General features: G+C 67.0%; 15 protein-coding genes. 9 read left to right on the top strand and 6 right to left on the bottom strand.

Going from position 1 to position 12414, the window contains the following annotated elements:
- Nucleotides 1-99: 99 nt before the first annotated feature.
- Both J2Y55_RS24270 and lhpI read left to right on the top strand, forming a co-directional pair.
- Nucleotides 100-438, top strand: coding sequence for a LapA family protein (locus J2Y55_RS24270; RefSeq protein WP_310158636.1), 339 nt, complete (start codon nt 100-102; stop codon nt 436-438).
- Complete coding sequence (gene lhpI, locus J2Y55_RS24265; protein WP_310158635.1) at nt 438-1391, top strand: bifunctional Delta(1)-pyrroline-2-carboxylate/Delta(1)-piperideine-2-carboxylate reductase; 954 nt, start codon at nt 438-440, stop codon at nt 1389-1391. Before J2Y55_RS24270 ends, lhpI begins: the two co-directional genes overlap by 1 nt.
- Nucleotides 1392-1436: 45 nt before the next feature.
- On the opposite strand, the gene J2Y55_RS24260 is transcribed toward lhpI, so the two are convergent.
- Together J2Y55_RS24260 and J2Y55_RS24255 are read right to left on the bottom strand one after the other, a co-directional pair.
- Nucleotides 1437-1610: a DUF3309 family protein gene (locus tag J2Y55_RS24260; protein WP_310158633.1), complete on the bottom strand. Its 174-nt coding sequence runs from the start codon at nt 1608-1610 to the stop codon at nt 1437-1439.
- A gap of 95 nt (nt 1611-1705) precedes the next feature.
- Nucleotides 1706-2689, bottom strand: a complete 984-nt coding sequence (locus tag J2Y55_RS24255; RefSeq protein WP_310158632.1) for a Bug family tripartite tricarboxylate transporter substrate binding protein — start codon at nt 2687-2689, stop codon at nt 1706-1708.
- A 170-nt stretch (nt 2690-2859) separates the two neighbouring features.
- Between J2Y55_RS24255 and J2Y55_RS24250 the strand changes: the two genes are divergently transcribed.
- Nucleotides 2860-3603, top strand: a complete 744-nt coding sequence (locus J2Y55_RS24250; RefSeq protein ID WP_310158631.1) for a hypothetical protein — start codon at nt 2860-2862, stop codon at nt 3601-3603.
- 62 nt (nt 3604-3665) lie between these two features.
- A complete protein-coding gene (mepA, locus tag J2Y55_RS24245; RefSeq protein WP_310158630.1) occupies nt 3666-4613 on the top strand; it encodes a penicillin-insensitive murein endopeptidase in 948 nt (315 codons plus the stop codon).
- A 122-nt stretch (nt 4614-4735) separates the two neighbouring features.
- Here the strand turns inward: mepA and J2Y55_RS24240 are convergent, their stop codons facing one another.
- A complete protein-coding gene (locus J2Y55_RS24240; RefSeq protein ID WP_310158629.1) occupies nt 4736-5863 on the bottom strand; it encodes an extensin-like domain-containing protein in 1128 nt (375 codons plus the stop codon).
- 287 nt (nt 5864-6150) lie between these two features.
- Between J2Y55_RS24240 and J2Y55_RS24235 the strand changes: the two genes are divergently transcribed.
- Complete coding sequence (locus J2Y55_RS24235) at nt 6151-6378, top strand: DUF2798 domain-containing protein (RefSeq protein WP_310158628.1); 228 nt, start codon at nt 6151-6153, stop codon at nt 6376-6378.
- A gap of 1 nt (nt 6379) precedes the next feature.
- Nucleotides 6380-7624, top strand: coding sequence for an amidase (locus J2Y55_RS24230; protein ID WP_310158626.1), 1245 nt, complete (start codon nt 6380-6382; stop codon nt 7622-7624).
- A gap of 437 nt (nt 7625-8061) precedes the next feature.
- Here J2Y55_RS24230 and J2Y55_RS24225 read toward each other — a convergent pair whose 3' ends face one another.
- On the bottom strand, nt 8062-8310 hold the full coding sequence (locus J2Y55_RS24225; protein ID WP_310158623.1) for a hypothetical protein: 249 nt from the start codon (nt 8308-8310) through the stop codon (nt 8062-8064).
- A 258-nt stretch (nt 8311-8568) separates the two neighbouring features.
- Here J2Y55_RS24225 and J2Y55_RS24220 point away from each other — a divergent pair, with 258 nt between their 5' ends.
- The 3 genes from J2Y55_RS24220 to J2Y55_RS24210 all read left to right on the top strand — a co-directional run bounded on the left by J2Y55_RS24220 (nt 8569) and on the right by J2Y55_RS24210 (nt 11158).
- Nucleotides 8569-9549, top strand: a complete 981-nt coding sequence (locus J2Y55_RS24220; protein WP_310158622.1) for a TIM44-like domain-containing protein — start codon at nt 8569-8571, stop codon at nt 9547-9549.
- 156 nt (nt 9550-9705) lie between these two features.
- Nucleotides 9706-10512, top strand: coding sequence for a 4-hydroxy-tetrahydrodipicolinate reductase (gene dapB, locus J2Y55_RS24215; protein WP_310158690.1), 807 nt, complete (start codon nt 9706-9708; stop codon nt 10510-10512).
- A gap of 10 nt (nt 10513-10522) precedes the next feature.
- Entirely contained in the window at nt 10523-11158 is a 636-nt protein-coding gene (locus J2Y55_RS24210; RefSeq protein ID WP_404979023.1) for an alpha-ketoglutarate-dependent dioxygenase AlkB family protein, read from the top strand.
- Between the two features lie 5 nt (nt 11159-11163).
- Here J2Y55_RS24210 and J2Y55_RS24205 read toward each other — a convergent pair whose 3' ends face one another.
- Together J2Y55_RS24205 and grpE are read right to left on the bottom strand one after the other, a co-directional pair.
- A complete protein-coding gene (locus J2Y55_RS24205; protein ID WP_310158621.1) occupies nt 11164-11784 on the bottom strand; it encodes a trimeric intracellular cation channel family protein in 621 nt (206 codons plus the stop codon).
- Nucleotides 11785-11787: 3 nt separating this feature from the next.
- Entirely contained in the window at nt 11788-12402 is a 615-nt protein-coding gene (grpE, locus tag J2Y55_RS24200; RefSeq protein ID WP_310158619.1) for a nucleotide exchange factor GrpE, read from the bottom strand.
- Between the last annotated feature and the right edge of the window lie 12 nt (nt 12403-12414).

Below are 12414 nucleotides of genomic sequence, written 5' to 3'. Positions count from 1 at the left end.
CCTGCTCTAACTCCTTGATAAGAGACGGATTCAGATTTCAGATCGGATCACTTGGTGATCCGATCTGAAATCCGGCTCTAGCCGCTGAAAGGAACTCCGATGAAATCCTTCTTCAAGGCCCTGATCCTGGTTCCGGTTGCGCTGGCGATCGTGCTGTTTTCCGTCGCCAATCGGAAGTCGGTTCCGCTGTCCTTCGACCCGTTCAGTCGCGACGCGCCGGTATTCGCCTTCGACGTGCCGCTCTTTGCAGTCGTTCTGGCGGCGATTGCGGTCGGCATCCTGATCGGCGGCCTCGCCTCCTGGATTGCCCAGGGCAAGCACCGCAAGGCGGCTCGTCGCAACCGACGCGAGGCCGAGACGTTGCGCGGCGAGGCGCAGATGCTGCGCGCCGCCGTGCCCGATTCCGCCTTGCCGGCGCTGACCAGCGGCAGGGGCTGATGCGGCTTTTCGACAATGGCGAGATCGACGCCGCCCTGACCTTTCCCGGCCTGATCGACACGCTCGATGACGCCTTCCGCAGCGATGCGGCCCTGCCGCCGCGCAGCCATCACGACGTCAAGCGCCCCGATGGCGACCCGGCCGTGCTGCTGATCATGCCGGCCTGGAGCGCACCCAGCGCCGAGAAGGCGTATATCGGCACCAAGATCGTCACGGTCTTCTTTGGCAACGGCAAGCGCAACCTGCCCGGCGTCATGGGCGCCTATCTGCTGATGGATGGAAACACCGGCCAGCCCCTGGCGGTGATGGACGGCAACCGCCTGACGCTGTGGCGCACGGCGGCGGCTTCGGCCCTGGCAGCGCGCTACATGGCCAGCCCTGCCGCCAGCCGCATGCTGATGGTCGGGGCCGGCAGCCTCGCGCCCTTCCTGGTCAAGGCGCATCGCGCGGTCAGGCCGCTGACCGATATCGCCATCTGGGCGCGCCGGCCTGAAGCTGCCGTCGCGGTGGTGGAAGAGCTTGCGCGTGACGGCATCGAGGCCCGCGCGGTCACCGATCTCGAGGCCGAGGCGCGCACGGCCGACATCATCTCCTGCGCCACCAATGCAAGCGAGCCGCTGATCCAGGGCAAATGGCTGAAGCGCGACGCGCATCTCGACCTGATCGGCGCCTTCACCATGCAGATGCGCGAGGCCGACGCCGAGGCGCTGAACCGCGCCCGCGTCATCGTCGATTCGAAGAAGGCGATCGATGAGGGCGGCGATGTCGCCGTCGCGATCGCCGAGGGCAGCTACAGCGCCGACAGTATCGCCGGCACGCTGGCCGATCTCTGCCATGGCCGCATCGCAGGCGCGGCGGAGGGCGGCGAGATCACGCTGTTCAAATCGGTCGGCGTCTCCTTGGAGGATCTGGCTGCCGCAGTGGCCGTCTGGGAAGCCTCTGCGCCAGCCTGATCCTACCAGTGTCCAAAGCCTGATTTGTCAGCGGAGCGGCGCCCGTCAGACCCGTACGGGCACGCCGCCGATCGCGCCGAGCAGCCACAAGATCACGGCGATGACCAGCACGAGGCCAAGCACGCCGCCGAGGCCGGTCGTGCCATAGCTGCGATGGCCGTAATAGCCGCCGCCGCCGAGCAGCAGCACGAGCACCAGGATGATGACGAGGGTGGACATGGGGCGTTCCTTCTCCAGGAGGACCGCCGGCTTGCACCGGCGGGATATGGCAGGAGAACGTCAGCCTCGCCCCGCAAGTTCCGTGAACGGCGCGCCTATTCCGCCTTGATCCCGACCTCCTTGATCAGGTCACCCCATTTCTTCTGCTCGGACTGCACGAAGGCCGCGAGCTCCGCCGGGGTGTTGCCGACGGGTTCGGCCGCCAGCAGATCCATCTTGGCGCGGACGCCCGCATCCGCGATCGCGGCCTTGGTGTCGGACTGGACCCTGTCGATGATCGCCTTGGGCGTCTTCGCCGGAGCAAACAGCGCAAACCAGGACGAGACATCGAAGCCGGGCACGACCTCGGCAATCGGCGCGAATTCCTGGGCGGTCGGAGAGCGTGTCGCGGTGGTGACGCCGAAGCCGCGGATCGAGCCGGCCCGCGCCTGCGGCAGGGCCGAGGTGATGTTGTCGAACATCAAATCGACGCGCCCGCCGATCAGATCCTGGATCGCCTGGGACGAGCCGCGATAGGGCACATGCACCATCTTGGTGCCGGTCAGCTTCTGGAACAATTCGCCGGCGAGGTGGATCGAGGTGCCGACGCCCGAGGAGGCATAGCTCAGCTTGCCGGGATTGGCTTTGGCGTAGGCGACGAGCTCGGCGGTGTCCTTGACCGGCAGCTCCTTGCTGACCACGAGCAGGTTCGGCACCATCGCGACCATGGTGATGGGGCTGAGGTCCTTGATCGGGTCGTAATTGACCTTGGCGTAGAGATAGGGGTTCGCGACGAGCCCGACCGAGCCGATCAGCAGCGTGTCGCCGTTGGGCTCGGACCGCGTCGCCGCATCGACGCCGATATTGCCGCCCGCGCCCGGCCGGTTCTCGACGACGAGATTCGTGCTCCAGGCATGGCCGAGCTTGTCGGCGACGAGCCGGCCCAGAATATCGGTCGCCCCGCCGGGCGGGAACGGTACGATGAGCTTGATCGTGCGGCCCTGCGGCCAGGGGGCCTGAGCGAAAGCGGCTTGCGGCAAAGCGAAGCCCGCGCTGAGCGCAGCAAGCATGGTGCGACGGTCGATCATCGGCTTCGTCATGACGTCGTCTTTCCTCCGGATCGCGTCCATCATAGCGAGCGTCGAGGCCCGGATGTCGCCAAGGCGGAAGCTGACGTTTTCGCTTCGTGTTGTCCAGCATCCGGGCTGAGGCCCGAGTCACGAGACGGCACGGCAACGCAATCGTAACGTGTGGCGGCCGACGTTGGACAATGCCTCTCCTTCGTCTCCTGATCCTTGTCCTCGCGATCTGCACTGGCGGTGCCACGAAAGGCTGGGCCGGCGAGGTCCGCTTCATCTACCTGGTGCCCGCCGATCGTCAGGAGAAGCCGGCATACCGCGAGGCAATCGGTTGGGCCGCCCGGCATTTCCAGGCCTGGCTTTCCAGCAAGACCGATGGGTTGACGTTCGAGCTCGCCGACCCGTTGGTACTGACTGTCCGGTCGGACAGGCCCGCCGCCTGGTTCCAGTCGGCTGAACGGCATGCGAACTATCATGCCTTCTATCGCAATGCGTCCGAGGAGCTGTCGCGATTGGGCGTGGCCAAGGCGGGTGACCCCACGGCGCGTTACGTCGTCTATGTCGATGCCGATCACGCCTGCGGCCAGTCGGGGGCGGGCGGCAACGGTCTGGCCATCGTCTCCGCTAACGACTTGCGCGGCCTCGTCGGCGAAGCGATCGTGCCAGCATGCGCGCAGTCCAACGGCGCGGAGATCGCCGGCCGCTGCCGGTGGATCGGGGGCATGGGACACGAATTGCTGCATACACTGGGGCTACGCCATCCTGATCGCTCGCCTGCATGTCAAACCGGGCAATGCCGGTCGAGAGCCCTGATGCTCCACGGTTATATCTCCTATCCGGAGGCAACGCTGCTCGAAGAAGAGCTGTTGTTCCTGCGCGGGTCTCCTTTCATCGGTCCCAACAGACTGGCCTCGCCGGCAAGCTGTGCCCGATGACATCGCACAGTGCGGCTATCGCCGGGCTTGCACCGACTCGCCAGAGCGGCGATTCTGCCGCCATGCGCATCGTGAATCACCCAATCGCCGCCATCATCGTCCTGCTCGCGGGCATTGTCGTCCCTGCGCTCGCCCATGCGCAGGATACGGCCGATGAGGAGGCACGGCGCCGCGCCGCCAATATCGCAGCCTTTCCCGATGCGGCGCGCGCGCTCTTCGGCCAGAAGACCGCGCCGGCGGATATGCGCGCGCGTGCCATCGGCTCCTATGCGCGCGGCTGCCTGGCGGGCGCGATGGCCTTACCGGTCGATGGGCCGAGCTGGCAGGTGATGCGGCTCAACCGCAACCGCAACTGGGGCCATCCGGTCCTGATCGACTATCTCGAAAAACTTGCCCACGACGTGCCCCGGATCAATGGCTGGCCGGGAATCCTGGTCGGCGACATCTCGCAGCCGCGCGGTGGGCCGATGCTGACCGGCCATGCCTCGCACCAGATCGGCCTCGATGCCGATCTCTGGCTGACGCCGATGCCCAGGGAGCGGCTCGACCGCAACGAGCGCGAGAACATGCCGGCCGTCAACATGGCTCGCGCCGACTGGCGCGACATCGATCCGAAGAACTGGACGCCGGCGCAGACCAAGCTGATCAAGACCGTCGCCAATGAGCCGCGCGTCGAGCGCATCTTCGTCAACCCGGCACTGAAAGTGGCGCTGTGCCGCGAGGCCGGGAGCGACCGCGCCTGGCTTAACAAGGTCAGGCCGATGTGGGGCCACAACTACCATTTCCATGTCCGGATGGTCTGCCCGGCGGGAATGGAGGGGTGCCAGGGCCAGGAGCCGCCCAATTTCGGCGATGGCTGCGGCGAGGAGCTTTCCGGCTGGATCGAGCGCCAGCGCACCGCCTTCTTCGCGCCGAAGAAGCCGCGCACCGGCCCGGCGCCGAAGCCCAAGCCGCCAATGTCGCTCGATGCGCTGCCGGCCGAGTGCCGGCAGGTGCTGGTGTCGCGCTGACCGATCTCTACCGTCATTGCGAGCGCAGCGAAGCAATCCAGAGGGTCTCGCTCGACGTCCCCCTGGATTGCTTCGCTGCGCTCGCAATGACGTGGCGCGGTTAATTCGAGGCCTAGTTCCAGCTACCGGCGCTGTGTCCGCCCCGAACTATAGGCGAACGGATCGTTCTGCGGCGTGATCACGGGCTTGGCCTGCTCCATGCCTTCCTGGTCGAGCACGCCGGTGCCCTCGTCGTCGCCGACGATCACCTCTTCCGTCGGCGGCACCGAACCCGGCAAGGTCAGCGGGCCGCGCTGTTCGCTCGGCAGCGGCTGCGGCCGGTAGCGCGACTGGTTGAGCGGCTCGCTCGCGGGCTCCTCGATGAAACGCCGCTGCGCGTCGAGGCCCTGGCCGCTGCGGTTCGTCGCCACGGGATAGCCGCTCTGCACCGAGCCCGGCGGCCGCAATCCGTCGCCCGGCTGGCGCAGCATCGGACCGCCGGCGATGAGCGCCCCGATCTCGTCGCGCCGCTCGCGCGGCTGCTCGGCCGAGCGGAACGGTCGCGCCGGATCCGGCGGCGGCAGATTGTAGTTCGGGGTGTATTTGATGACCGGATTGCAGATGTGCCGACCCTTGGCGTGCCGGGCCAGGTCGATATGGATATGGTCGTAGTGGAACACGTTCGAGCCTGGCCCGAGAACGGTCGAGAAGTTCTCGCAGGCCCCGACGAACACCTCGCGCAGGAAGTTCTGCTCCTCCGGCGAGCCGCGCCAGCCGTCCTTGACCGTGATGTTGCGCCCGTCATTGAGCCGGAAGGAGAACACGTCCAGCGCATTGCCATAGGCGTGTTCGGAGGTGCGGCTGGTGCCGGTGCCGTTGTTCATGGCGCGGCAGGAATAGGAGCCGGCGCGCATCTCGATGACCTGCGCGCCGAGAACGTTCTGGGCGGCCGGCTGCACGACTTCGGCGAGCCATTTATCGGTGGTCGCGACGACGGGGCAGGCGAGCGTGGCCGAACTCGTCAGCCCGATGCCGCCATTGGCGAAGGCGGCGACCTTCAGCGGCTTTTCCATGCCGCAAGTGCCGGGACCGTCGATCGGCTTGCTGCGCAGGCTGACATAGGAGGAGAGCTGCACCTGGCGCGAGGCCAGGCACTCCGCTTCGGCCTGGTCGCGCCAGGCCGCACGCTGCGGCTTCTGGAATTTTCCGCAGCCGGCAAGGCCGGCGCCGATCACGCCAAGAGCGATGAGGGTGAGGTGAACGCGTCGCATGACCGATCAAATGCGACCCGTTTGGTGAACGGTTTCTCAACCGCCTGAGCCCGCCGCGCAACAGCTGGATTAACTTTGGCGCTGCGGTTAACAGGGGCTTAAGGCGCTGCCGAAGCCTCTCCCAAGGTCATGCGACGCCTCGATTGGCCCTTGGGCGAGGGGAGAGCGCAGGCTATGGCGAGGCCGATGAGCCGTGAGATCACCGCAGTCGGTCATGTCCGAAAGCGGGCTGGTGCGGCTGGCACGCCGCATGCGAGACAGCATGGAGTGTCCGGAGATCGTCAGCCATGACAGGCAAGGCCCGTTTCATCTTTCCCGTGCTCATGGCCGGCGTCATGGCCTTCCTGATGACGGCGCTGGTGACCTATCTCAATCTCGGCTTCCCGTCGGATTTCGTGGCGCATTGGCTGCACGCCTTCGTCATCGCCTGGCCCTGCGCGGCCGGCGCCGCCTTCCTTGCGATTCCGCTCGCACGGCGAGGGACAGCCCTCATCGTCAAGGTCATTGGAGAATAGCATGCAGAGCTTGCGCGACATCCTGCGCCGGATTGCGGCGGGCGAGATCACGGCAACTGATGCACTGGCGCTGAGCGCGGCGCGGATCGCCGAATCCGAGCCGTCCATCCAGGCCTTCGCCAGCCGCCCGGCCGAGCTTGTCGCGGGGGCGGGTCCCTTTGCCGGCATCGCCTGCGGGGTCAAGGACATCATCGACACAGCCGGTCTGCCGACGCAGATGGGCTCGGTGATCTATGAGGGCTGGCGGCCGCGCTCCGACGCAGCCGTCGTGATGATGCTGAAGGCCACTGGTGCGACCGTCGCCGGCAAGACCCACACCACGGCCTTCGCCGCCAGCGATCCGGCGCCGACCCGCAATCCCCATGACCTCAACGCGAGCCCCGGCGGGTCCTCGGCGGGTTCGGCCGCGGGGGTGGCGGCCGGCATGGTCCCGCTCGCCATCGGCACGCAGACCGGCGGCTCGGTGATCCGGCCGAGCGCCTATTGCGGCGTGGCCGGGATCAAGCCGTCCTATGCGCTGCTGCCGACTGTCGGGGTGAAGCCGTTCTCCTGGTCGCTCGATACGCTGGGTCTGATGGCGGCAAGCGCCGATGATCTCGGCCTGGCGCTCGCCACGATTACGGGCCGACCGGAGCTTGACGCCGCCGCGGCGGCGCTGAAGGGCCTGCGCATCGGCGTGACCCGGCAGGATTTCGCCGGCGCGCCCGAGCAGGCTGCTGAGGCGGCGTTGCAACGCTTCTGCGAGATTGCGACCGAGGCCGGGGCGCAGCTCGTCGAGCTCGAAAGCCCGCAGGCCTTGTCGGAAGCCTTTCATGCCCATGTGCCGCTGCAGGGCTTTGAGGCGACGCAGGCTTTGGCCTGGGAATATGCCGAGCATCGCGAGCAGATCGCGCCGAAGCTGCGCGCCTATCTCGACGGCGCCCGCAGCATCACGCCGACGCAATATGACGAGGCGCGCCGGATCTCGCGGCGTGGCCGCGACGCGGCCCGCGCCTTCTTCGGTCAGGTCGATGTCGTGGTGAGCTATGCCGCCCCCGGCGAGGCGCCCGACACGCTGGCCTCGACGGGCGATGCCCGCTTCAACCGGCTCTGGACCCTGCTGGGCGTGCCATGCCTGACGATCCCGGTGATGCGCGGCCCGCGCGGTCTGCCGGTCGGGATTCAGGTCATAGCTGGATTTGGCGCCGATGATCGTGTCATCGCGGCGGCGAAGGCGCTGGAAACGCGTGTTGAACCAATCCGCTAACCGAAACTGTCCCCAAAACAATTCAATGCTTTAATCAAATTTTAGCCATACTCTTGGCTGCGCCCTCGTCTCGTCACCTTGCTGCCCCCTTGCAGCCTTCGCCAGTTCTGCTAGCCTCGCGACAGGTCAATGACACAGGAGGATGTGATGAGCCTCACGCTACGTCTCGACCGTTTGGTCATGGGTGCGGCCTTCATTTTCATGATGGCAATCGTGCTGGGAGCGTTCTGACAGACGTCAGTCTCGAGTCGAATGGACCACAAGAGCCTTTGACGAGCGCCGCCGGGGACACTCCTGGCGGCGCTTTCGTTTTGGGGCTTTGATTATGCATCGACTTGTCCCGAAAACCGGTTCCCACTTTTCGGGCCGATACTCTAGCTGCTTGTTTTATCGCATTTTCTTCACGCGAACCGGTGTCCACTTCGCTCGAAAATGCTCTAGCTTTCCGGGCAGGGGTTCTCGGTGACCTCCCAGGACATCATGTTGATGACCCGGCCACAGGCCGCCAATCGCCGTCCTTGCGTCGTCCTGATGCAGGCGATGGCGCCTTCGGCGATCTTGCGGCCCTCGCTCCAGCAGTAGCAGAGCGGCTCGGGCGACTGCGCCAGGCGCGGCGGATCGAACGGGATGGCGCGGTCTTCGGCCCGGGCCGGCGCGCCGAGCAAGAGCAACAGAGCCAAAGCCATAAACCAAGGCTGCGGCGACCAACACGGCAGCGCCGGAACCAGTCTCGATGAGATCCTGCGCATGGCTCGATCCCTCTCGCTGCCGGCTGGGCCGGTCAAGCAGGCGGAAACTAGCACGACTCCCGATGGCTCTCAAATCTTTTGCCGGAGCGATCTACGACTTTAGTCGTAGATACTTGGCGAGATCGGTCTTGTAACCGCAATGATGGCCGACCATATTGGCTGGAAGAGAGCCCGAGGCGGGCTCCGGGAGGAACCATGTCTTTGATTTCGCTCGCCCGGCGTGGCCGGGCTATCGCTTTTCTCGCTGGTGCGCTGCTGATCGTTCCCGTGGTCGCTGAGGCGCGGCCCGGCGGTGGCAAGAGCTTCGGCAGCCGCGGCTCGCGCACCGAATCAGCGCCTTCGCGCACGGATACGGCTCCCAACGGGGCGCAGCCCTTCCAGCGCAGCGCGACGCCGTCGCCTGCCGCTCCGATGGCGGGCGCTGCCGGCGGAGCTGCCGCCGCCCAGGCGGCCCGGCCTTCGATGGCGCGCAACCTGATGATGGGCCTCGGCGCCGGCCTGCTCGGTGCGGGCCTGTTCGGCATGCTGTCGGGCTCGGGCTTCTTCAGCGGCCTGGCCTCGCTTGCCGGCGTCTTCGGCTTCCTGATGCAGATCGCGTTGATCGGCGGCCTGATCTGGCTGGCGCTGCGCTTCTTCCGTCGCCGGTCCGAGCCGCAGCTGGCCGGCGCCGGCGCGCCGCTGCCGCGCGAGGCTTACCAGCCGCAGGCCCAGAACCAGGCTGCCCGCATGGGCATGATGGGCGGCGGTTCCGCCGCGCCGCAGACCCAGCCGGTCCAGCTGACGGGCGAGGATTTCAACGCCTTCGAGCGCCTGCTGACGGAGGTCAACGCGGCCTATTCCAATGAGGACGAGCCTGGCCTGCGCCAGCGCGTCACGCCGGAGATGTTCGGCTATTTCGACGAGGATCTCTCGGGCAACGCCAAAAAGGGCCTTGTCGACCGCGTCTCCGAGGTCAAGCTGCTGAAGGGCGACCTCGCGGAAGCCTGGCGCGAGGGCGATGCCGAATACGCCACGGTCGCGATGCGCTTCAGCCTGATCAACGCGCTGTATGAGCGCGCCAGCGGCAAGGTCGTCGATGGCAACGCCACCGTTCCCCAGGAGGTCACCGAACACTGGACCTTCCTGCGCGAGCGCGGCGGCGCCTGGAAGCTCTCGGGGATCCAGGCCGCGGCCTGAGCCGCAGCCTGATCCAGCAATGCTGAATGATAGGACGGCCGGGGCAACCCGGCCGTTTTTCGTCTGGCCCGGGTTTTGGGTGTCGCGCCTGTCCGATTCGTCCTATAGGCGGGCGGATAGGCCAACCTGCTTTCCGGAGTTCTCCTCATGAGCGACATGCGTCTTGTCGTCGTCGGCGCCGCCGGGCGCATGGGCCGGATGCTGATCAAAGCGATCCATGAGACGCCGGGCTGCGTCCTGTCGGCTGCGGTCGAGCGGCCGGGTTCTGGTGTGGTCGGGCAGGATGCCGGCGTGCTCGCCGGCTTGCCGGCCTGCGGCGTCGATGTAACCGACGAGGCCCTGCCGGCCTTCGTCGAGGCCGAGGGCGTGCTCGATTTCACGACGCCTGAATCGACGGTCTCTTTCGCCGCTCTCGCCGCGCAGGCGCGCATCGCCCATATCGTCGGCACCACCGGGCTGGAGCCGCAGCATCTGGCGCAACTGGAGGCCGCCGCCCGCCATGCTGCCATCATCCGCTCCGGCAATATGAGCCTCGGTGTCAATCTGCTGGCCGGCCTCGTGCGCAAGGTCGCGGCCACGCTCGGCACGGATTGGGACATCGAGATCGTCGAGATGCACCACCGCATGAAGGTCGATGCGCCCTCGGGCACGGCCGTGATGCTGGGCGAGGCGGCGGCAGAGGGCCGGGCGGTCGATCTGACCGAGACCCGCGTCGCCGTGCGCGACGGCCACACCGGCGCGCGCCAGCCCGGCACGATCGGTTTCGCGGCGCTGCGCGGCGGCACCGTTGTCGGCGACCACAAGGTGATCTTCGCGGGGACCGGAGAGCGGCTGGAGCTCTCCCATGTCGCGGAGGATCGCAGTCTCTTCGCACAAGGGGCGGTCAAGGCCGCGCTCTGGGGCAGGGGCCGCAAGCCCGGGCTCTATTCCATGGCCGATGTGCTCGGGCTCGACAGTCTCTGAGCGTCCGGGAATGACGCAACTGGGCATGACGCGCCTCGCGATCGCGCCCGGCGTAGTTCATTGGCCGGGCTATCTCCCAGCCAAGGCGCAGGCCGTGCTCGTCGCCGATCTGCGCGAGGTGGCGCGGCAGGCGCCCTTCTTCTCCCCGCGCATGCCCAGGACCGGAAAACCCTTCTCGGTACGGATGACCAATTGCGGCTCGCTCGGCTGGGTCTCCGACGAGCGCGGCTATCGCTACCAGCCGCTCCACCCCGAGACGGGCCTGGCCTGGCCGCCGATGCCGGCGCTGCTGACGCAGGCCTGGCGGGAGCTTGCGGATTATCTGCATCCGCCCGAGGCCTGCCTGGTCAATTTCTATGAGGCGAGCGCCAAGATGGGCCTGCACCAGGACCGCGACGAGCAGGATTTCGAGGCGCCGGTGCTGTCATTGTCGCTCGGCGACACCGCCATGTTCCGCATCGGCGGCACGCAGCGGGGCGGCAAGACGGTGTCGCTGAAGCTCGCCTCGGGCGATGCCTTGCTGTTCGGCGGGGAGGCCAGGCTCGCCTATCACGGCATCGACCGCATCCTGGCGGGCTCGTCGAGCCTGCTGCCGCAAGGCGGGCGGATCAACCTGACATTGCGGCGCGTGACCAAGCCGCAGTGATGTCGTCAGGACGATCCCGAGCCCGGCAGGTTGGGGAATGACCAGCCGAACAGGATCGACCCGGCCCGCAGGCCGAAGGTGGTCACGATGCCGACGAGCATGACGATGATCGGTTCGATCACCAGGCTCGACAGAAGTGCGGTCATCGCTGCCCCTGCGGCTGCGGCCGTGACGTAGAAATCGCGGCTCCACAGCACCATGGGTCGGTCGCCGGCCAGGATGTCGCGCAGGATGCCGCCGAAGGAGGCGGTCATCGCTCCCAGTGCGATCGCCGACAAAGGCGAGACTCCGACATCGAGCGCCTTCAGCGTGCCGGCAACGGCGAAGAGCGCAAGCCCGGCCGAGTCGGCCCAGATCAGCAGGCGCTTGCCGGCCCAGCCATCAAGCATGCCGGGTTTCAGATAAGCGATGGCCCAGGCGCCAAGCGCGACGCCCGAGCAGACCAGGACATCGCTGGGGTCGCGCACCCAGAAGACGAGGCGCCCGAGCAGGAGATCGCGCAGCGTGCCGCCGCCGACGCCGGTCACCGTCGCGAGCAGGATGAAGCCGAACGGATCCATGCCCTTGCGGGTCGCGACCAGCGCGCCAGTCAATGCAAAGACGGCGACGCCGGCGGCTTCGAGCACGTCTCAGTGGCCGGACGGAGTGCTGCCGGAGGTGTCCGGGGTCGAGGGTTCCTGCGGCTTGGGGGCGCCGGCCGAGACGCCGACCAGGGCGGGCCGCAACACGCGCTCGCCGATCTTGTAGCCCGACTGCACGACCTTGGAGACCATGCCCTTGGGTGTTTCGGCATCGGGCGCCTCGAACATCGCCTGATGCAGGTTGGGGTCGAACTTCTCGCCCTGCGGATCGATCTTGCGCACGCCGTGGCGCTCCAGCGTCTTCAGCAGATCGCGCTCGGTCAGCTCGACGCCTTCGATCAGCGCCGCCAGCGCCGCTTCGGCTCCGCTGCGCGCGGCTTCGGGCACGCTTTCCAGCGCCCGGCGCAGATTGTCGGCCGAGGCCAGCATATCGCGGGCGAAGCTCGTCACCGCATAGGCCTTGGCATCGGAGATTTCACGCTCGGTGCGCCGGCGCAGATTTTCCATGTCGGCCAGCGTGCGCAGCAGCTTGTCTTTGAAGTCGTCGCGCTCGGATGCCAGTCGGGCGAAATCGGCCTCGGCGTTGGAGGCGGCTTCATTGGCCAGTTCCTCGTTGGTCGCGGTGTCGATCTCGGGCTCTTCTTTCGCAGGCTTCTGCGTCATGGCGTCATCCAA

The organism is Allobosea sp. BE125, from assembly GCF_031456075.1.
In the GTDB taxonomy this organism is placed as follows: Bacteria; Pseudomonadota; Alphaproteobacteria; order Rhizobiales; family Beijerinckiaceae; genus Allobosea.
The sequence above is the reverse complement of the archived record's forward strand: the minus strand, read 5'-3'. Positions and strand labels throughout refer to the sequence as shown.

Excerpts from the sequence above, each read along its gene's own strand:
- J2Y55_RS24270 (WP_310158636.1), top strand. The coding sequence starts at position 100 with ATGAAATCCTTCTTCAAGGCCCTGATCCTGGTTCCGGTTGCGCTGGCG.
- lhpI (WP_310158635.1), top strand. The coding sequence starts at position 438 with ATGCGGCTTTTCGACAATGGCGAGATCGACGCCGCCCTGACCTTTCCC.
- J2Y55_RS24260 (WP_310158633.1), bottom strand. The coding sequence starts at position 1,610 with ATGTCCACCCTCGTCATCATCCTGGTGCTCGTGCTGCTGCTCGGCGGC.
- J2Y55_RS24255 (WP_310158632.1), bottom strand. The coding sequence starts at position 2,689 with ATGACGAAGCCGATGATCGACCGTCGCACCATGCTTGCTGCGCTCAGC.
- J2Y55_RS24250 (WP_310158631.1), top strand. The coding sequence starts at position 2,860 with ATGCCTCTCCTTCGTCTCCTGATCCTTGTCCTCGCGATCTGCACTGGC.
- mepA (WP_310158630.1), top strand. The coding sequence starts at position 3,666 with ATGCGCATCGTGAATCACCCAATCGCCGCCATCATCGTCCTGCTCGCG.
- J2Y55_RS24240 (WP_310158629.1), bottom strand. The coding sequence starts at position 5,863 with ATGCGACGCGTTCACCTCACCCTCATCGCTCTTGGCGTGATCGGCGCC.
- J2Y55_RS24235 (WP_310158628.1), top strand. The coding sequence starts at position 6,151 with ATGACAGGCAAGGCCCGTTTCATCTTTCCCGTGCTCATGGCCGGCGTC.
- J2Y55_RS24230 (WP_310158626.1), top strand. The coding sequence starts at position 6,380 with ATGCAGAGCTTGCGCGACATCCTGCGCCGGATTGCGGCGGGCGAGATC.
- J2Y55_RS24225 (WP_310158623.1), bottom strand. The coding sequence starts at position 8,310 with ATGGCTTTGGCTCTGTTGCTCTTGCTCGGCGCGCCGGCCCGGGCCGAA.
- J2Y55_RS24220 (WP_310158622.1), top strand. The coding sequence starts at position 8,569 with ATGTCTTTGATTTCGCTCGCCCGGCGTGGCCGGGCTATCGCTTTTCTC.
- dapB (WP_310158690.1), top strand. The coding sequence starts at position 9,706 with ATGCGTCTTGTCGTCGTCGGCGCCGCCGGGCGCATGGGCCGGATGCTG.
- J2Y55_RS24210 (WP_404979023.1), top strand. The coding sequence starts at position 10,523 with ATGACGCAACTGGGCATGACGCGCCTCGCGATCGCGCCCGGCGTAGTT.
- grpE (WP_310158619.1), bottom strand. The coding sequence starts at position 12,402 with ATGACGCAGAAGCCTGCGAAAGAAGAGCCCGAGATCGACACCGCGACC.